This window comes from Enterobacter sp. D2 (assembly GCF_034427575.1).
GTDB classification, from domain to species: Bacteria; Pseudomonadota; Gammaproteobacteria; order Enterobacterales; family Enterobacteriaceae; genus Enterobacter; species Enterobacter cloacae_M.
This window is the reverse complement of the sequence record NZ_JAXQPP010000003.1, coordinates 307,594-325,973: the sequence shown is the minus strand read 5'-3', so window position 1 is coordinate 325,973 and position 18,380 is coordinate 307,594. Positions and strand designations below refer to the sequence as shown.

The window sequence follows — 18,380 nt, the reverse complement described above, 5'->3', positions numbered from 1 at the left end:
GTCTCCCCTTACAGAGCTAATTCGCGATTCAGAACCAGTGCCAGTAACGCCTGGCGGGCGAAGATGCCGTTTCCTGCCTGCTGGAAGTACCAGGCGTGCGGCGTTTTGTCCACGTCTGTGGTGATCTCATCGATGCGCGGCAGCGGGTGCAGGACCTTCATGTTGTCGCGTGCGCCCTCGAGGTCGCTGGCGCGCAGCACGAACTGTGCCTTCACGTTGGCGTATTCGGACGGATCCAGACGCTCTTTCTGCACGCGGGTCATGTAGAGAATATCCACGTGGCTCATCACCTCTTCGATGCTGGCGTGCAGGCTCCACTGAATGCCTTTTTCGTCCAGCATGTCGAGAATGTACTGCGGCATCGCCAGCGCGTCCGGGGCGATGAAGAAGAAGCGGTTGCCGTTAAATTTCGCCAGCGCCTGGGTCAGGGAGTGGACGGTGCGGCCATACTTCAGGTCGCCGACCATGGCGATGTTCAGGTTCTCGAGCTTGCCCTGCGTCTCCTGAATGGTGAACAGATCCAGCAGGGTCTGCGTCGGGTGCTGGTTGGCACCGTCACCGGCGTTCAGCACCGGAATGCCGCCGGAAAACTCGGTCGCCAGGCGCGCCGCGCCCTCCTGCGGGTGACGCATCACAATCGCGTCGACGTAGGTGCTGATCACTGAAATGGTGTCCGCCAGGGTCTCGCCTTTTTTACCCAGCGACGTGTTGCTGCTGTCCGAGAAGCCCACCACGCTCGCGCCCAGGCGGTGCATGGAGGTTTCAAAGGAGAGGCGGGTGCGGGTCGAGGCTTCGAAGAAGCAGCTCGCAATCACCTTGTGCTTCAGCAGCTCCGGTTGCGGATTAGCCTTCAGTTTTGCCGCGGTTTCCAGAACCAGTTCCAGCTCTTCGCGGCTGAGGTCGTTTATGGAAATGATGTGTTTTTGATAAAGCGGATTCATGTTTATCTCCTGACGCCGGGCAAAAAAAAGCCCCTCAAATGAGGGGCTCTGGGAATAGGTTTAGCAACGGGAAGAAAAACGGCAGGCCAGCGTCTGATTTCAGACGCGGTAAGACGTTATGTCGTACACGCTTGACCATGCTTCCTCCCGGCAAATTGTCGGGCATTATACGCAGCTCGCTTTTCGGATCAAGCGATTTAATGCACGCTTTACTCAATGCAAACGGTTCTTTATGAATATTAATGCGTTCTGAGTAAATAATTAATTTGCTTATGCACCAGTGCGGTGCGCTTCACGACCCGGGGAGCGACCCAGACGATACTGCTGCCGGCCACCACGCCTAAAATTTCCGGTAGCTGGTGATAATCCAGAATACGCGCCACCGCGCGGCCATATCCGGCAACGGTATGAACAAGGATAAACTCGCTATTGTGCTCGACGCTGACCACCATTTCGGACACGGTACGCGCGGCGTCGGGGGCAGGGCGCAGCTGGGGATTCAGCGAATAAATCTTAAGCCCTTTGGCATTTCGAATTTTTATGACGCCGAGCAATTTAAGCAGACGTGAAACGGTGGACTGGCTGATGGTCTCAAAACCACGCTCCTGCAAATCCCGGCGGATCTCCTCCTGAGAAAGATAGCTCTTTTCTGCGATCAGGCGCTGGCAGACCGTCAGCTGTAGTTGCTCTTTGGGAGAGTACTCTTCGTAATCCATCATAGTTCCCATATCAGTTCCTGAAATAACCGGTGGCACCGCACCGATCCGTAGGCCGGATAAGCGCAGCGCCATCCGGCAAATCACAACAAGGCACCCAGACTTAACGCCACCATAATCACCACTGTTAAAATGCCCAGCAGCGGCGCCACCCATTTCAGATAACGCACGTAGGGCACGCGGGCGATAGCCAGCCCGCCCATCACGACGGCAGAAGTGGGCGTGACGAGGTTAACGATGCCGGAGGCCGACTGGTAAGCCGTCACCACCAGGTCGCGGTTGACGTTAGCGAAATCGGCAAGCGGCGCCATGATCGGCATCGTCAGAACGGCCAGGCCGGATGAAGAAGGCACAAGAAACGACAGCACGACCTCCAGCCAGTACATCACGTTGATAAACGCTACCCTGGACAACCCGCTGACCAGCCCTTCCGCGCTGTGCAAAATGGTGTGGGTAATCATGCCCTTATCCATGATGACTACGATACCGCGCGCGATGCCGATAATCAGCGCGACGCCCAGCAAATCTCGCGCGCCGTTGATAAACGTCGACGTCAGCTCCTCTTCGCTCATGCGGGCAATCAGGCCGACGATAATCGCGCTGGCGAGAAACACCGCTGAGATCTCTGCCATCCACCAGCCCAGCACCGCCACGCCGTAGATCATCACCGCGAAGGCGAGGGCGAAAATCACCAGGATGATTTTGCGCACCGGGGTGAATTCCAGCGACTGTTCGCCCTTGTCGCCGAGAAAATGGGCGCGGTTCTCTTCCTGCTTATCCGCAACGATCGACAGCGACGGATCCTGGCGCACCTTACGGGCGTAACGCATCACCCACGCCACGCAGATGATCCAGCCGATGACCAGCAGCGCCACGCGCAGGGCGATACCGTTAGTGAAGGGGATCCCGGCGGCGTTGGCGGCGATCACCGTGGCAAACGGGTTAATGGTAGAGCCGAGCGTGCCGATCCCCGCCCCGAGCAGCACGGTAGAGGCGGCGACAACCGGATCGAACCGGGCGGCCAGCATCACCGGCACCAGCAGGGTGTAGAACGGCAGCGACTCTTCGGCCATGCCGTAAATCGTGCCGCCCGCGGCAAACAGCGCCATCAGGATCGGGATCATCCACTCCTCGCGCCCGCGCAGCCGGGTGGTGACGCGTTCGATCCCCGCATCAATCGCCCCGGTTTTGGTGACGATCCCGAGAAAACCGCCGATGATCAGGATAAACAGCGCGACGTCGATCGCCCCGGCCTGGCCGGAGACCGGATCGTACAGCCCGGCGATGGGCGCCATCAGGACGGAAACCAGCCCCTGCGGATGTGCCGCCACGTGCGCGTACGTTCCGGCAATCGGGACTTCTTTACCGAGGGTTTCGTTCATCGCCATCTGGTATTGACCGGCGGGGACGACCCAGCTCAGCGCCGCCACAACGGCAATCAGGAAAAAGAGAATGGTGTAAGCGGAGGGAAACTTAAACTTGCCCATGATGTTCTCCTTAAACCCGGCGCACCCCTTGGCGCGCCGGGCGGTGATTAGTCGCCGAGTGTCGCCACCATGACCGCTTTAATGGTGTGCATGCGGTTCTCTGCTTCGTCGAAGACGATGGAGTTCGGTGATTCGAAGACCTCTTCCGTCACCTCCAGCCCCTTCAGGCCGTACGCCATCTCGATCTCGCGGCCCACTTTGGTGTGTTCGTTGTGGAACGCCGGCAGGCAGTGCATAAACTTGACGTTCGGGTTGCCGGTGGCCTTCATCACGTCCGCGTTGATTTGATACGGCTTCATCAGGCTGACGCGCTCGGCCCAGGCTTCCTTCGGCTCGCCCATGGAGACCCACACGTCGGTGTAGAGGAAATCGGCCCCCCGCACGCCTTCTTCCACGTCGTCGGTGAGGGTGATGCGCGCGCCCGTCTCTTTCGCGATGGCGCGGCACTGTTCAACCAGCCCCGCTTCCGGCCAGAAGGATTTCGGCGCGACGAGGCGGATATCCATCCCCATCTTGGCCGCACCGACCATCAGGGAGTTACCCATGTTGTTGCGCGCGTCGCCGAGATAGGCAAAGCTCAGCTCCGGCAGGGTTTTGCCCGGCGCGTGCTCCAGCATGGTCATCAGGTCGGCGAGGATCTGCGTTGGGTGAAACTCGTCGGTCAGGCCGTTCCACACCGGCACGCCCGCGTACTCGCCCAGCTCCTCAACGATGGCCTGGCCGTAGCCGCGGTATTCGATACCGTCATACATGCGGCCCAGCACGCGGGCGGTGTCCTTCATCGACTCTTTATGGCCGATCTGCGATCCGCTTGGGCCGAGGTAGGTGACCTGCGCACCCTGGTCGAACGCGCCCACTTCGAAGGCGCAGCGGGTGCGGGTGGAGGTTTTTTCAAAGATCAGGGCGATATTTTTCCCGACCAGGGTTTGCTTCTCGCGCCCGGCTTTTTTGGCGGCCTTGAGCTCAATGGCGAGGTCGATCAGGTACTGGATCTCCGCCGGGGTGTAGTCCAGCAGTTTGAGGAAGTTGCGGTTTTTCAGGTTGATGGTCATGGCTAAATCCTTTTTAAAATTTGCTGTTTGATGCCCTCACCCCGGCCCTCTCCCACGGGGAGAGGGTGTAATCATCCCCCTCTCCCTTAGGGAGAGGATTAGGGTGAGGGGAAAACGACTCAGTTGCGAATCAACGTGCCTTTCTCGCCCGCGAGGATCTCCGCGCCATCGGCCAGCGCGCCGATCCCGGCAATGCCGTTGCAGGCCTCAACAAACTCGCGGCAGGCGGCCACTTTCGGCCCCATCGATCCGGCGTCGAACTGCATGCCTCTGAGCAGCTCCGGCGTGACCTGCGCCAGCGGGCGCTGGGTCGGCTTGCCCCAGTCGAGGTACACCGCGTCGGCATCGGTCAGGATCAGCAGGGCGTCGGCCTCGATCTGGCGTGCCAGCAGGGCGGCGGAGAGGTCTTTGTCGATCACTGCCTCAATGCCGCGATAGCCGTTGGCGTTCTCCACTACCGGCACGCCGCCGCCGCCGTTGCAGATCACCAGGTGATCTCGCTGGATCAGCGCCGTGATGGCGTCGCTCTCGACGATGCGTTTCGGCTGCGGTGACGGCACCACGCGGCGGACGTAGCTCCCGTCGGCCTTAAACACCCAGCCTTTTTCTGCGGCCAGCGTTTTTGCCTGTGCTTCGCTGTACACCGGGCCGATGTATTTGGTGGGGTTGCTGAAGGCCGGGTCGGCGGCGTCCACTTCCACCTGGGTGAGCAGGACGCTCACCTCGCGCTGCGGCAGATTGTTTTTCAGCGCCTGCTGAAGCATGTAGCCGATCATTCCCTGGCTTTCGGCACCGAGAACGTCCAGCGGGTAGGGTGTGACTTTGTCGTAGGCGCTGTTCTGCAGCGCCAGCAGCCCGACCTGCGGCCCGTTGCCGTGCACCAGCACCACGCGCCACTGTTCTGTTAATCCGGCGATGGTGCGCGCGGCCTGCTCGATGTTCTGGCGCTGGATTTCGGCTTCCAGCGGCTCGCCGCGCTTGAGCAGCGCGTTGCCGCCAAGGGCCACAACCAGAGTGGGTTTTCGTTCCATGATGGCTCCTTTAAATTCCGTCGCGTTCCAGCGGGCAGCTCATGCAGCGCGCGCCGCCGCGACCGCGTCCGAGCTCGTCGCCAGGGATGGGCAGCACGGTGATGCCCGCTTTGTCGTACTTCTCGTTGGTCCAGACGTTGCGCTCGTAGCCAATCACCACGCCCGGGCGGATGGTCAGCACGTTGTTGGCGTCGTTCCACTGCTCGCGTTCGGCTTCAAAGGCGTCGCCGCCGGTGGTGATCAGGCGCACCTGGTTAATGCCGAGCGCTTTCTCGATGGCGTGCAGCAGGTCGGTTTCCTGAGTGCGCAGCAGGCCGCCGCGTCCGTCCGGGGTAAGCGTCCAGCACTGGGCGTCCTTGCGCACCACTTCCGGGTAGACGGAGAAGGTGTCCACGTCGATGTGGGTCATGACGGTGTCGAGGTGCATACAGGAGCGGTGTTTGGGCAGCTCAACGGCAATCACGCGCTCGGCCTGGCGGTGCTTAAACAGGCTGTTAGCGAGGAACTCCACGCCCTGCGGCGTCGTGCGCTCGGACATGCCGATCAATACCGCCCCGCGGCCAATCACCAGTACGTCGCCGCCTTCTAAGGTGGCGTGGTCGTAATTAATATTCTCGTCGCCGAAATACTTAATAAAATCGCCGTCGGCAAACGCCGGGTGCCAGCGATATATTGCCCGCAGGTTATTGGTTTCACGCTGACGGGCTGGTTTGGCCATTGGGTTAATAGAGACGCCGTTATAAATCCAGCAGGAGGTATCGCGGGTAAATAAATGGTTCGGCAGCGGCTTCATAATAAAATCATTCGCCGTGTGGGTATCCACCACCATATTTTTAATGACCGCCGGAATTTCGCCGTAGGTTAATCCGCCGCTCAGTCTGCGCGCCAGTTCGCGGTGCGGCATATCCGCCAGCCAGCCGCGCACGTCGCCGGCAAAGGTTGGGCCGAGGCGGTAGTCGGAGATCTGCGTATCCAGTAGCCAGGCTTTCGCTTCTACAATATCAAGGGATTGCGTCAGAAGGTCGGTCAACAGCAGGACTTCCACACCCTGCTCGCGCAGCGTGTTGGCGAAGATGTCATGCTCCTCACCCGCCCGCTCAACCGAGAGCACGTCATCGAAAAGCAACTCCTGACAATTCGATGGCGTTAAACGTTTCAGACTTAAATTAGGACGATGCAGCATAACGCTACGCAATTGACCAATTTCAGAACCGACGTAATGCTTTTCCATAATTATTCCTTTAACTGTTTTTCAGAATAAAAAGGGCATGCGCCATGTGATGTGTTTAATTTCATGGCGGCTAAGCTCAATTGATTTCGTGATTCATACTAGGCGGTTAAATAATCCTTATTGTGATGTTGCTCACGCGAAAATGGATATTAAGCGGTTTGTTTTCATTTGCATGATTCGCATCAGATAATGATTAATTGATTATTCTGGCGAGGTGAATAGCTAAGCACTATCCGTTGTCATTATTTTCAGTTGTTAGTGTTTTGTAGAATTTAATGCTTTGAAATATTTTGTTAAGATGTTGATTTTAATTGTTTTTATAGTTTTTGTGGAATGACTATGCATTATTGCTAATTAACTATTTTTGGCTTAAGGAAAATCAATAAATATTTATTGAATTTAATAGCAAATTATCAAAGTGATAAAATGTGAAGCGGTAGCGAGTTTTGTTGTTAAGGCCTGGCGATCAATGAGTTAGCGCAAGGGCGTGATAACGAAGAGCTGAAGATATGCATAATGACTGCATAAATGCCTGCGAGGGCTTAACAGCAAATTAACACCATTCCCGATAAACATGCGTTCGCGCAAAACCCGTCTAAAAAGCGCTGGTATGGCAGTCTTAACTCTCGTATAAGAGATAAAAATGAAACGTTGTTTTACATAGAAGGATTTCACATGATTATCGGCAACATCCACCATCTGCAGTCCTGGCTGCCTGACGCGCTGCGTCAGGCCATTGAGCACGTTAAAGCCCACGTCACCGACGCCACGCCGCTCGGCAAGCACGACATCAACGGCAGCAGCCTCTTTTATCTGGTCTCGGAAGACATGACCCAGCCGTTCGCCGAGCGCCGCGCCGAGTACCACGCGCGCTATCTGGACATCCAGATAATCATGAAGGGCCAGGAGGGGATGACCTTCAGCACCCTGCCGCACGGTACGCCCGACACCGACTGGCTGGCGGACAAAGACATCGCGTTCCTGCCGGAAGGCGAGCAGGAGAAAACCGTGGTGCTTAGCGAAGGGGATTTTGTGGTGTTCTGGCCGGGTGAGGTGCACAAGCCGCTGTGCGCGGTGGGCGCGCCTGCGAAGGTCAGGAAAGTGGTTGTTAAAATGGTGGTGGAGTAACCCTGACCCCTCACCCTCACCCTCACCCTCACCCTCACCCTCACCCTAACCCTCTCCCACGGGGAGAGGGAACTTTTACACCCTCTCCCCGTGGGAGAGGGCACCAGACCGCACCAACGCAATATGTGATCCAGCTTAAATTTCCCACACTCCCTCTTCCCTTCCCATTTACCTGCGCTTTTTCTGCGTCATAGTATGATCGTTAAAATAATGAACGATGTTCTATAATGTAGAACAAAATGATTCAGCAAGGAGATCTCATGCCGAAGTCCGCGTTGTTCACGGGAATCATTCCCCCTGTCTCCACCATCTTTACCGCCGACGGCCAGCTCGATAAGACGGGCACCGCCGCGCTGATCGACGATCTCATCAAAGCAGGCGTTGACGGCCTGTTCTTCCTGGGCAGCGGCGGCGAGTTCTCCCAGCTCGGCGCCGAAGAGCGTAAAGCAATTGCCCGCTTTGCTATCGATCACGTCGATCGTCGCGTGCCGGTGCTGATCGGCACCGGCGGCACCAACGCCCGGGAAACCATTGAGCTGAGCCAGCACGCGCAGCAGGCGGGCGCGGACGGCATCGTGGTGATTAACCCCTACTACTGGAAAGTGTCGGAAGCGAACCTGATCCGCTACTTTGAGCAGGTGGCGGACAGCGTCACGCTGCCGGTGATGCTCTATAACTTCCCGGCGCTGACCGGGCAGGATCTGACCCCGGCGCTGGTCAAAACCCTGGCCGACTCGCGCAGCAACATCGTCGGCATCAAAGACACCATCGACTCCGTCGCCCACCTGCGCAGCATGATCCATACCGTCAAAGGCGCCCATCCGCACTTCACGGTGCTCTGCGGCTACGACGATCACCTCTTTAATACCCTGCTGCTCGGCGGCGACGGGGCGATCTCGGCGAGCGGTAACTTTGCCCCGCAGGTGTCGGTGAATCTTCTGAAAGCCTGGCGCGACGGGGACGTGGCGAAAGCGGCTGAGTATCATCAGACCCTGCTGCAAATCCCGCAGATGTATCAGCTGGATACGCCGTTTGTTAACGTGATTAAAGAGGCGATCGTGCTCTGCGGTCGCCCTGTCTCCACGCACGTGCTGCCGCCCGCCTCCCCGCTGGACGAGCCGCGTAAGGCGCAGCTGAAAACCCTGCTGCAACAGCTCAAGCTTTGCTGAGCCGGATGATAACGATGACCATTGAGAAAATTTTCACCCCACAGGACGACGCGTTTTATGCGGTGATCACCCACGCGGCGGGGCCGCAGGGCGCGCTGCCGCTGACCCCGCAGATGCTGATGGAATCTCCCAGCGGCAACCTGTTCGGCATGACGCAGAACGCCGGGATGGGCTGGGACGCCAACAGGCTGACCGGGAAAGAGGTGCTGATCATCGGCACCCAGGGCGGCATCCGCGCCGGGGACGGACGCCCGGTCGCGCTGGGCTACCACACCGGGCACTGGGAGATTGGCATGCAGATGCAGGCGGCGGCGAAGGAGATCACCCGCAGCGGCGGGATCCCGTTTGCGGCCTTCGTCAGCGATCCGTGCGACGGACGCTCGCAGGGCACGCACGGCATGTTCGATTCCCTGCCGTACCGCAACGACGCGGCGATCGTGTTTCGCCGCCTGATCCGTTCCCTCCCGACGCGTCGGGCGGTGATTGGCGTCGCCACCTGTGATAAAGGACTGCCCGCCACCATGATTGCCCTGGCCTCGATGCACGACCTGCCGACCATTCTGGTGCCGGGCGGGGCGACGCTGCCGCCGACCGTCGGGGAAGACGCGGGTAAGGTGCAGACCATCGGCGCGCGCTTCGCCAATCACGAACTCTCCCTGCAGGAGGCCGCCGAGCTGGGCTGTCGCGCCTGCGCCTCGCCGGGCGGCGGGTGTCAGTTCCTCGGCACGGCGGGCACCTCGCAGGTGGTCGCGGAGGCGCTGGGCCTGGCGCTGCCGCATTCCGCGCTGGCGCCGTCCGGGCAGGCGGTGTGGCTGGAGATCGCCCGCCAGTCGGCGCGCGCGGTCAGCGAGCTGGATAACCGCGGCATCACCACGCGCGATATCCTCACCGACAAAGCCATCGAAAACGCGATGGTGATTCACGCGGCGTTCGGCGGCTCCACCAACTTACTGCTACACATTCCGGCCATCGCCCACGCGGCGGGCTGCACGATCCCGGACGTTGAGCACTGGACGCGCGTCAACCGTAAAGTGCCGCGCCTGGTGAGCGTGCTGCCCAATGGCCCGGACTATCATCCGACCGTGCGCGCCTTCCTCGCGGGCGGCGTGCCGGAGGTAATGCTCCACCTGCGCGATCTCGGCCTGCTGCACCTGGACGCCATGACCGTGACTGGCCAGACGGTGGGCGAGAACCTTGACTGGTGGCAGGCGTCCGAGCGCCGGGCGCGCTTCCGCCAGTGCCTGCGCGAGCAGGACGGCGTAGATCCGGATGACGTGATCCTGCCGCCGGAGAAGGCAAAAGCGAAAGGGCTGACCTCGACGGTTTGCTTCCCGACGGGCAACATCGCGCCGGAAGGCTCGGTGATCAAGGCCACGGCGATCGACCCGTCGGTGGTGGGCGAAGATGGCGTGTACCGCCACACCGGCCGGGTGCGGGTGTTTGTCTCGGAAGCGCAGGCAATCAAGGCCATCAAGCGGGAAGAAATTGCGCAGGGCGATATCATGGTGGTCATCGGCGGCGGGCCGTCCGGCACCGGCATGGAAGAGACCTACCAGCTCACCTCCGCGCTGAAGCATATCTCGTGGGGCAAGACAGTGTCGTTAATCACCGATGCGCGCTTCTCGGGCGTGTCGACGGGCGCCTGCTTCGGCCACGTGTCGCCGGAGGCGCTGGCGGGCGGGCCGATTGGCAAGCTGCGCGATAACGACATCATCGAGATCGCCGTCGACCGCCTGACGTTAACGGGCTGCGTGAACTTTATCGGCACCGCGGACAACCCGCTGACGCCGGAAGAGGGCGCGCGCGCGCTGGCAATGCGGCAGACGCACCCGGACCTGCACGCCCACGACTTTTTGCCGGACGATACCCGGCTGTGGGCGGCACTGCAGTCGGTGAGCGGCGGCACCTGGAAAGGCTGTATTTATGACACCGATAAAATCATTGAGGTAATTAACGCCGGTAAAAAAGCACTCGGCATTTAATTATTTTCAGAGATAAAACCGTCTGCGGGAAATATTCCGCGGACGGCTTTTCTGTTTCTGTTATTTAATAATATAAACAATAGGTTGAGATATATCGTCGGCGTCACAAAAGCAAAATAACGTAATTCCGAAATAAGATATGACCATTGCTGGTTAATTGAACAGCTCATTACACTCCATTAACACGATGTTGTAATTCAGCACACTACATAAGGGTGTAATTCTGATGACGCAATTAACCATGAAAGACAAAATTGGCTACGGGCTGGGTGACACCGCCTGCGGCTTCGTCTGGCAGGCCACGATGTTCCTGCTGGCCTACTTCTACACCGACGTCTTCGGCCTGTCGGCGGGCATTATGGGCACGCTATTTCTGGTCTCCCGCGTGCTCGACGCCGTCACTGACCCGCTGATGGGGCTGCTGGTAGACCGCACCCGCACGCGGCACGGCCAGTTCCGCCCGTTCCTGCTGTGGGGCGCCATCCCGTTCGGTATCGTCTGCGTGCTGACCTTCTACACGCCGGACTTCTCCGCGCAGGGCAAGATCATCTACGCCTGCGTGACCTACATTCTCCTGACTCTGGTCTACACCTTCGTTAACGTGCCGTACTGCGCCATGCCGGGCGTCATCACCGCCGACCCGAAAGAGCGTCACGCCCTGCAGTCCTGGCGCTTCTTCCTGGCGGCGGCGGGCTCGCTCGCCATCAGCGGCATCGCGCTGCCGCTGGTCAGCATCATCGGCGAAGGGGACGAACAGGTGGGCTATTTTGGCGCCATGTGCGTGCTGGGGCTGAGCGGCGTGGTGCTGCTCTACGTCTGCTTCTTCACGACCAAAGAGCGCTACACCTTTGAGGTTCAGCCGGGTTCGTCGGTGGCGAAAGATCTCAGGCTGCTGCTGGGCAACGGCCAGTGGCGGATCATGTGCGCGTTCAAGATGATGGCGACATGCTCCAACGTGGTGCGCGGCGGGGCGACGCTCTACTTCGTGAAATACGTGATGGATCACCCGGAGATGGCGACCCAGTTTTTACTCTACGGCAGCCTCGCCACCATGTTCGGCTCGCTCTGCTCTTCCCGCCTGCTGGGCCGCTTCGACCGCGTCACCGCCTTCAAGTGGATCATCGTCGCCTACTCGCTGATCAGTCTGCTGATTTTCGTCACCCCGGCCGAGCATATCGCGCTGATTTTTGCCCTCAACATTCTGTTCCTGTTCGTCTTCAACACCACCACGCCGCTGCAGTGGCTGATGGCCTCTGACGTGGTGGACTACGAGGAGAGCCGCAGCGGGCGCCGACTCGACGGACTGGTGTTCTCCACCTACCTGTTCAGCCTGAAGATTGGCCTGGCGATTGGCGGGGCGGTGGTGGGCTGGATCCTGGCGTACGTGAACTACTCCGCCAGCAGCAGCGTGCAGCCGGTCGAGGTGCTGACCACCATCAAAATTCTGTTCTGCGTGGTGCCGGTGGTGCTCTACGCGGGCATGTTCATCATGCTGTCGTTCTACAAGCTCACCGACGCCCGCGTGGAGGCCATCAGCCAGCAGCTGATCAAGCACCGTGCGACGCAGGGCGAGGCCGTTCCTGACGCCGCGACAGCCGCATCCCATTAACCGGAGGCACTATGCAAATCACTAACCCTATTCTGACCGGCTTCAACCCGGATCCTTCCCTGTGCCGTCAGGGCGAGGACTACTACATCGCCACCTCGACCTTCGAGTGGTTCCCCGGCGTGCGCATCTACCACTCCCGCGACCTGAAAAACTGGTCGCTGGTCAGCACCCCGCTGGACCGCGTGTCGATGCTGGACATGAAGGGCAACCCGGACTCCGGCGGCATCTGGGCGCCGTGCCTGAGCTACGCCGACGGCAGGTTCTGGCTGCTTTACACCGACGTGAAGATTGTCGACTCGCCGTGGAAAAACGGCCGCAACTTCCTCGTTACCGCGCCCTCCATCGAGGGGCCGTGGAGCGAGCCGATCCCGATGGGCAACGGCGGGTTCGACCCGTCCCTGTTCCACGACGACGATGGCCGCAAATACTATATCTACCGCCCGTGGGGGCCGCGCCACCACAGCAACCCGCACAACACCATCGTGATGCAGGAGTTTGATCCGCAGACCGGCACGCTCTCGCCCGAGCGCAAAACGCTGTTTACCGGCACGCCGCTCTGCTACACCGAAGGCGCGCACCTGTATCGCCACGCGGGATGGTATTACCTGATGGTCGCCGAGGGCGGCACCAGCTACGAGCACGCCGTCGTGGTGCTGCGTTCCAAAAATATCGACGGGCCGTACGAGTTGCACCCGGACGTGACGATGATGACCAGCTGGCACCTGCCGGAGAACCCGCTGCAGAAGAGCGGCCACGGCTCGCTGCTGCAGACCCACACCGGAGAGTGGTACATGGCCTACCTCACCAGCCGCCCGCTGCGCCTGCCTGGCGTGCCGCTGCTGGCCTCCGGCGGGCGCGGCTACTGCCCGCTGGGGCGCGAGACCGGCATCGCCCGCATTGAATGGCGCGACGGCTGGCCGTACGTGGAAGGCGGCAAGCACGCGCAGTTGACCGTGAAAGGCCCGCAGGTGGCGGAGCAGCCTGCAGCCGTTCAGGGCAGCTGGCGGGAGGATTTCGACGCCAGTTCGCTTGACCCCGAGCTGCAGACCCTGCGCATTCCGTTCGACGACACCCTCGGCTCGCTCACCGCGCGCCCGGGCTACTTACGGCTCTACGGCAACGACTCGCTCAACTCGACCTTCACCCAGTCGACCGTGGCGCGCCGCTGGCAGCACTTCGCCTTCCGTTCAGAAACGCGGATGCAATTTTCGCCGGTCCACTTCCAGCAGAGCGCGGGGCTGACCTGCTACTACAACAGCAAAAACTGGAGCTATTGCTTTGTGGACTACGAGGAGGGGCAGGGCAGAACGATTAAGGTTATCCAGCTCGACCACAACGTACCGTCGTGGCCGCTGCACGAGCAGCCGATTCCGGTGCCGGAACATGCGGAGAGCGTATGGCTGCGCGTGGACGTTGATACGCTGGTTTACCGCTACAGCTACTCGTTTGACGGCGAGACGTGGCACGCCGTGCCGGTGACGTATGAGGCGTGGAAGCTGTCGGACGACTACATCGGCGGGCGCGGCTTCTTTACCGGCGCGTTTGTGGGGCTGCACTGCGAGGACATCAGCGGAGATGGCTGCCACGCAGACTTCGACTACTTCACCTACGAGCCGGTTTAACGGCTCAGGCCGGGTAGCCCAGCGCGCGTGATAGCTCGAGCCCGGCCTGCTGAAGCTGCTCGCGGAAGCGGGCCAGCTCGGCGTCGTCCACGCGGGAGGTCAGCGTCGACAGGCTCAGGGCGGCGATGACGCGAGATTCATGGTTCCACACCGGCACCGCCACGCAGCGCACGCCCTGCTCGTTCTCTTCGCTATCCAGGGCGTAACCCTGCTCGCGGGTCTGCGACAGGGCGCTCATTAAGGCTTCGCGAGAGGCGAGGGTGGAAGGGGTATAGGTGGTGTACTGATAACCTTCAAGCAGGGCGTTCAGCTCGGTCTCGCCCAGCCAGGCAATCAACACCTTGCCGATGGCGGTGGCGTGAACCGGCAGGCGGCGGCCGATGCGCGAATAGGCGATGGCGGCCAGCTTGCCTTCAATCTTCTCGATATAGACCCCTTCACGCCCGTCCAGGATCCCCAGATGGGTGGTCTGCCCGGTCCGCCGGGACAGCTCCGTCAGCCAGCCTTTCGCCTTCTGACGAATATCGATGGAGCCCACGACAAAATGGCCGCGCTCGACCAGCTTCATGCCGAGGCGATATTTGCCGTTCTCCGGGTTCTGATCGATATAGCCGTGAAGCTGCAGGGTTTTCAGCAGCGAGTGGAGGGTACTCTTGCTCAGCCCCATCAGTTTGCTGATGTCGGTGATCTTAAGCTCGGTGGCCTGATCGTTGAACAGGTCGAGGATCTGCAACGCACGTTCAACAGACTGAATAATCGGCATAATGCTGGTATGTCCACGCTGGAATTAAGGCGAAAACGTACCTTTTTCGGGGTGAAAAATCAATTGAGTAGAGCGGGTTGTGGGAGAAAGGGCATCAGGCCGTATCGTCGCCTGATTCGCCCGGCGGCGCTTCGCTTGCACGGGCCTACGGGCTGGGTGTTCTCCCTCTCCCTGTGGGAGAGGGCATCAGGCCGCATCGTCGCCTGATTCGCCCGGCGGCGCTTCGCTTGCACGGGCCTACGGGTTGGGTGTTCTCCCTCTCCCTGTGGGAGAGGGCATCAGGCCGCATCACCGCCTGATTCGCCCGGCGGCGCTTCGCTTGCACGGGCCTACGGGTTGGGTGTTCTCCCTCTCCCTGTGGGAGAGGGCATCAGGCCGCATCACCGCCTGATTCGCCCGGCGGCGCTTCGCTTGCACGGGCCTACGGGCTGGGTTTTCTCCCTCTCCCTGTGGGAGAGGGCCGGGGTGAGGGCACCAGGCCGCAGAGGAGTCAATCACTCCCCAAGCGTCGCCACCATCACCGCCTTAATCGTATGCATCCGGTTTTCAGCCTGGTCGAACACGATGCTCGCCTTCGACTCAAACACCTCGTCCGTCACCTCCATCCCGCCGTGCAGATCGAACTCCTTCGCCATCTGCTTGCCGAGCGTGGTCTGGTCGTCATGGAACGCCGGCAGACAGTGCAGGAACTTCACGTCCGGGTTTCCGGTCAGCGCCATCATCTGCGCGTTCACCTGATACCTGCGCAGCAGCGCGATACGCTCCGCCCACTTCTCTTTGGCTTCACCCATCGACACCCACACGTCGGTATAGATAAAGTCCGCGCCCTTCACGCCCGCCGCCACGTCTTCCGTCAGCGTGATTTTCCCGCCGTGCTTCTGGGCCAGCGCGCTGCATTCCGCCACCAGGCTCTCTTCCGGCCAGCAGGCTTTCGGAGCCACCAGGCGCAGATCCAGCCCGGTCAGCGCCGCCGCTTCCAGCATCGAGTTGCCCATGTTGTTGCGCGCGTCGCCCGCGTAGACCAGCGTCATCTCGTTAAACGCCTTGCCCGGCAGGTGCTCCTGCATGGTCAGCAGGTCAGCCAGCAGCTGCGTCGGGTGGAACTCGTTGGTCAGCCCGTTCCACACCGGCACGCCCGCATACTGCGCCAGCGTTTCGACCACTTCCTGGCCGTGGCCGCGATACTGAATGCCGTCGTACATCCGCCCGAGAACCCGCGCGGTGTCCTTAATTGACTCTTTATGCCCAATCTGGCTACCGCTCGGCCCTAAATAGGTGACGCGCGCGCCCTGGTCAAATGCGGCAACTTCGAAAGAGCAACGTGTACGGGTCGAGTCTTTTTCGAAGATGAGCGCGATATTTTTACCGGTAAGCTTCTGTACTTCCTTGCCATTTTTTTTATCGGCTTTGAGCTGTGCGGCAAGGGTCAGCAGAGAAGTGAACTGTGCAGGGGTAAAGTCGAGCAGTTTCAGAAAGTGTTTCTTGTATAAATCGAACATTTTATCCTCGCATGGCGAACGCCACTTATTGAATTAAAATTCACTTTATATGTGTAATTATTCATTTGCAACCCCGTTTCACAAATCTTTCCAACAAAGGTGGAGGCAAACCCGTCCGTGTGTGAAAATAGAAGTATCTGCCGCACTTTAAAGAGGATTGAGCCATGGCAAACCCGGAACACCTGGAAGAGCAACGCGAAGAGACGCGTCTGATTATTGAAGAACTGCTGGAAGACGGTAGCGATCCGGACGCGCTGTACACCATCGAGCACCATTTCTCTGCGGATGATTTCGACGCGCTGGAAAAAATGGCGGTGGAAGCTTTTAAACTGGGTTACGAAGTGACCGAGCCGGAAGAGCTGGAAGTGGAAGAGGGCGATACCGTCATCTGCTGCGACATCCTGAGCGAAGGCGCGCTGAAGGCGGAGCTGATCGACGCGCAGGTAGAACAGCTGATGAACCTGGCCGAGAAGTTCGACGTGGAATACGACGGCTGGGGAACCTATTTCGAAGATCCGAACGGTGAAGACGGCGAAGAAGGCGACGACGAAGATTACGTCGACGAAGACGACGACGGCGTGCGTCACTAAGCGTTTCAGGCGGTGGCGCGCGCCACCGCTTTTTCAAGGCAGAACCATGGATTACCCGCAGATACTCGCCCCCGTACTCAACTTCCTCCAGTGCCCGACCCCACAAGCATGGATTGATAAAGCCCGTGACCCGGCGAACCTGCCGCTGCTGCTCACCGACCACATGGTGTGCGAGCTCAAGGCCGCCCAGACCGCGCTGCTGCTGGTGCGTAAATACGTCGCCAACGAAAGCGGTGCCGACGCGCTGCTCGACTGGCTCAAGCCCTACGAACAGTTCACCTTCCGCGACGGCCCGGAGCCGGACTTCATCGCCCTGCACAGGCAGATTGGCAAAAGCGTGATGCCCAAAACCGACGACCCGTGGGGCCAGGCGCTCATCGACAGCATGGTGCTGCTGATCAAAGAGGAGCTGCATCACTTCTGGCAGGTGCGCGAGGCGATGCTGGCCCGCGACATTCCGTACGTCAAAATCACCGCCAGCCGCTACGCCAAAGGGATGCTGAAGGAAGTACGCACCCACGAGCCTCTGACGCTGATCGACAAGCTCATCTGCGGCGCCTACATCGAAGCCCGCTCCTGCGAACGCTTCGCCGCGCTGGCCCCGTTCCTCGACGACGACCTGCAGAAGTTCTATCTCTCGCTGCTGCGCTCGGAAGCGCGCCACTATCAGGACTACCTGACGCTCGCCCGGCAGGTGAGCGACGACGATATCTCACCGCGCATAAAGCTTTTTGGCGAAATTGAAGCCACACTTATCTCGACACCGGACAACGAGTTTCGCTTCCACAGCGGCGTGCCGGTGTAAACCGGCACAACTCAAGGATAAGGATGCGAGATGAATAAAACGTGGACCCGTATTGTGATTGTCGTCGTCGCGGCTGCCGCCGTGGCGTTCTGGGTGTTTTTCGACAGGCAGCGCGCCCCGGAACGGCAGATGGATAACGCCCTCAACGCGATGCCCGCCTGGCAGGTGATCAAGGAGCAGGAGCCTGTGCTGCATCAGCGCATCCTCGACCAGATGGCCGCCCTGCAAAAAGCGGGCGAGCCGGAGCAGCAGATTATCGATACCATTCAGCCGCAGATCCTGCATCTGCAGATGTCGCGCCTGCAAAACGCCCCGGACGCCAACGTGGTGAACTACATGACCATCAACATGGAGCAGACCGCCGCCATCCAGAAGGTGAGCGACGACGCCTGCTTCCGCTTCCTCTACCCGACGGTGAAGGGCGGCGTAAACCCGATGCGCATGCTGGATAAAGACCTGATGGCGCGGCGCATGCAGGCCGACGCGGACATGATGCGCGCGGCCTACGGCAAAAACCGCCACACCGTGACCCAGGCCGAACGCGAGGCCGCTGTCGAGGACGTGCGGCCGATTATGAAGGCACTTGCCGATAAGTACGGCGAGGACATCCAGCTGCTGCAGATGCCGGAGAAGGCGGCGGGCAAAGAGAAGCTCTCCTGCGATATGGTGCAGGAGATGTGGGCGAAAGTGCTGGCGCTGCCGGAGCAGAAGGCGGCGGGGGTGATTCGGCTGGCGGTGTCTGAGCTGGAGTGACA

General features: G+C 60.0%; 18 protein-coding genes and 1 pseudogene. 9 read left to right on the top strand and 10 right to left on the bottom strand.

Annotated features, from left to right (window positions below; translation table 11 throughout):
• Window positions 1–8 precede the first annotated feature (8 nt).
• Complete coding sequence (gene pyrB, locus SPG90_RS17000; RefSeq protein ID WP_023310198.1) at window positions 9–941, bottom strand: aspartate carbamoyltransferase; 933 nt, start codon at window positions 939–941, stop codon at window positions 9–11.
• 34 nt (window positions 942–975) lie between these two features.
• Window positions 976–1,080, bottom strand: a complete 105-nt coding sequence (locus tag SPG90_RS16995; protein WP_022646880.1) for a pyrBI operon leader peptide — start codon at window positions 1,078–1,080, stop codon at window positions 976–978.
• On the opposite strand from SPG90_RS16995, the pseudogene SPG90_RS16990 reads away from it, so the two are divergent.
• Window positions 1,060–1,177, top strand: a pseudogene (locus tag SPG90_RS16990) (hypothetical protein). The gene SPG90_RS16995 and the pseudogene SPG90_RS16990 sit on opposite strands and share 21 nt — an antisense overlap.
• A gap of 3 nt (window positions 1,178–1,180) precedes the next feature.
• Here the strand turns inward: SPG90_RS16990 and SPG90_RS16985 are convergent.
• The 5 genes from SPG90_RS16985 to arcA all read right to left on the bottom strand — a co-directional run bounded on the left by SPG90_RS16985 (window position 1,181) and on the right by arcA (window position 6,458).
• A complete protein-coding gene (locus SPG90_RS16985) occupies window positions 1,181–1,660 on the bottom strand; it encodes an arginine repressor (RefSeq protein WP_029739272.1) in 480 nt (159 codons plus the stop codon).
• Between the two features lie 80 nt (window positions 1,661–1,740).
• Window positions 1,741–3,144: a YfcC family protein gene (locus SPG90_RS16980; protein WP_322408249.1), complete on the bottom strand. Its 1,404-nt coding sequence runs from the start codon at window positions 3,142–3,144 to the stop codon at window positions 1,741–1,743.
• 47 nt (window positions 3,145–3,191) lie between these two features.
• A complete protein-coding gene (gene argF / locus SPG90_RS16975) occupies window positions 3,192–4,196 on the bottom strand; it encodes an ornithine carbamoyltransferase (RefSeq protein ID WP_045331738.1) in 1,005 nt (334 codons plus the stop codon).
• Window positions 4,197–4,315: 119 nt separating this feature from the next.
• Window positions 4,316–5,227 (bottom strand): carbamate kinase, encoded by a 912-nt coding sequence (arcC, locus tag SPG90_RS16970; RefSeq protein WP_047174641.1) that lies wholly within the window; start codon window positions 5,225–5,227, stop codon window positions 4,316–4,318.
• Between the two features lie 10 nt (window positions 5,228–5,237).
• Complete coding sequence (arcA, locus tag SPG90_RS16965; protein WP_047174640.1) at window positions 5,238–6,458, bottom strand: arginine deiminase; 1,221 nt, start codon at window positions 6,456–6,458, stop codon at window positions 5,238–5,240.
• Between the two features lie 675 nt (window positions 6,459–7,133).
• Here arcA and SPG90_RS16960 point away from each other — a divergent pair.
• The 5 genes from SPG90_RS16960 to SPG90_RS16940 all read left to right on the top strand — a co-directional run bounded on the left by SPG90_RS16960 (window position 7,134) and on the right by SPG90_RS16940 (window position 13,968).
• A complete protein-coding gene (locus SPG90_RS16960; RefSeq protein WP_213751716.1) occupies window positions 7,134–7,586 on the top strand; it encodes a YhcH/YjgK/YiaL family protein in 453 nt (150 codons plus the stop codon).
• Window positions 7,587–7,846: 260 nt separating this feature from the next.
• Window positions 7,847–8,755 carry a 2-keto-3-deoxygluconate aldolase gene (gene yagE / locus SPG90_RS16955; RefSeq protein ID WP_126303686.1) on the top strand — a complete coding sequence of 303 codons (909 nt, stop codon included), beginning with the start codon at window positions 7,847–7,849 and terminating at the stop codon, window positions 8,753–8,755.
• 14 nt (window positions 8,756–8,769) lie between these two features.
• The gene (yagF, locus tag SPG90_RS16950; RefSeq protein WP_322408248.1) at window positions 8,770–10,737 is read left to right on the top strand and encodes a xylonate dehydratase YagF; all 1,968 of its coding nucleotides are present in this window, start codon (window positions 8,770–8,772) and stop codon (window positions 10,735–10,737) included.
• Between the two features lie 226 nt (window positions 10,738–10,963).
• Window positions 10,964–12,346: an MFS transporter gene (locus SPG90_RS16945; RefSeq protein ID WP_322408247.1), complete on the top strand. Its 1,383-nt coding sequence runs from the start codon at window positions 10,964–10,966 to the stop codon at window positions 12,344–12,346.
• 11 nt (window positions 12,347–12,357) lie between these two features.
• On the top strand, window positions 12,358–13,968 hold the full coding sequence (locus SPG90_RS16940; RefSeq protein WP_322408246.1) for a glycoside hydrolase family 43 protein: 1,611 nt from the start codon (window positions 12,358–12,360) through the stop codon (window positions 13,966–13,968).
• A gap of 4 nt (window positions 13,969–13,972) precedes the next feature.
• On the opposite strand, the gene xynR is transcribed toward SPG90_RS16940, so the two are convergent.
• The 3 genes from xynR to argL all read right to left on the bottom strand — a co-directional run bounded on the left by xynR (window position 13,973) and on the right by argL (window position 16,295).
• Window positions 13,973–14,731, bottom strand: coding sequence for a DNA-binding transcriptional repressor XynR (gene xynR, locus SPG90_RS16935; RefSeq protein WP_322408245.1), 759 nt, complete (start codon window positions 14,729–14,731; stop codon window positions 13,973–13,975).
• Between the two features lie 494 nt (window positions 14,732–15,225).
• Window positions 15,226–16,230, bottom strand: coding sequence for an ornithine carbamoyltransferase (gene argF, locus SPG90_RS16930; RefSeq protein WP_322408244.1), 1,005 nt, complete (start codon window positions 16,228–16,230; stop codon window positions 15,226–15,228).
• A complete protein-coding gene (argL, locus tag SPG90_RS16925) occupies window positions 16,200–16,295 on the bottom strand; it encodes a putative translational regulatory protein ArgL (RefSeq protein WP_213751710.1) in 96 nt (31 codons plus the stop codon). The genes argF (SPG90_RS16930) and argL overlap by 31 nt, the downstream gene beginning before the upstream one ends.
• Before the next feature lie 99 nt (window positions 16,296–16,394).
• Here argL and rraB point away from each other — a divergent pair, with 99 nt between their 5' ends.
• The 3 genes from rraB to SPG90_RS16910 are packed head-to-tail and all read left to right on the top strand — an operon-like array spanning window position 16,395 to window position 18,378.
• Entirely contained in the window at window positions 16,395–16,820 is a 426-nt protein-coding gene (gene rraB / locus SPG90_RS16920) for a ribonuclease E inhibitor RraB (protein ID WP_006810300.1), read from the top strand.
• A gap of 46 nt (window positions 16,821–16,866) precedes the next feature.
• On the top strand, window positions 16,867–17,625 hold the full coding sequence (gene miaE / locus SPG90_RS16915) for a tRNA isopentenyl-2-thiomethyl-A-37 hydroxylase MiaE (RefSeq protein ID WP_322408243.1): 759 nt from the start codon (window positions 16,867–16,869) through the stop codon (window positions 17,623–17,625).
• Between the two features lie 30 nt (window positions 17,626–17,655).
• A complete protein-coding gene (locus tag SPG90_RS16910; RefSeq protein ID WP_126303672.1) occupies window positions 17,656–18,378 on the top strand; it encodes a topoisomerase II in 723 nt (240 codons plus the stop codon).
• Window positions 18,379–18,380: the final 2 nt, after the last annotated feature.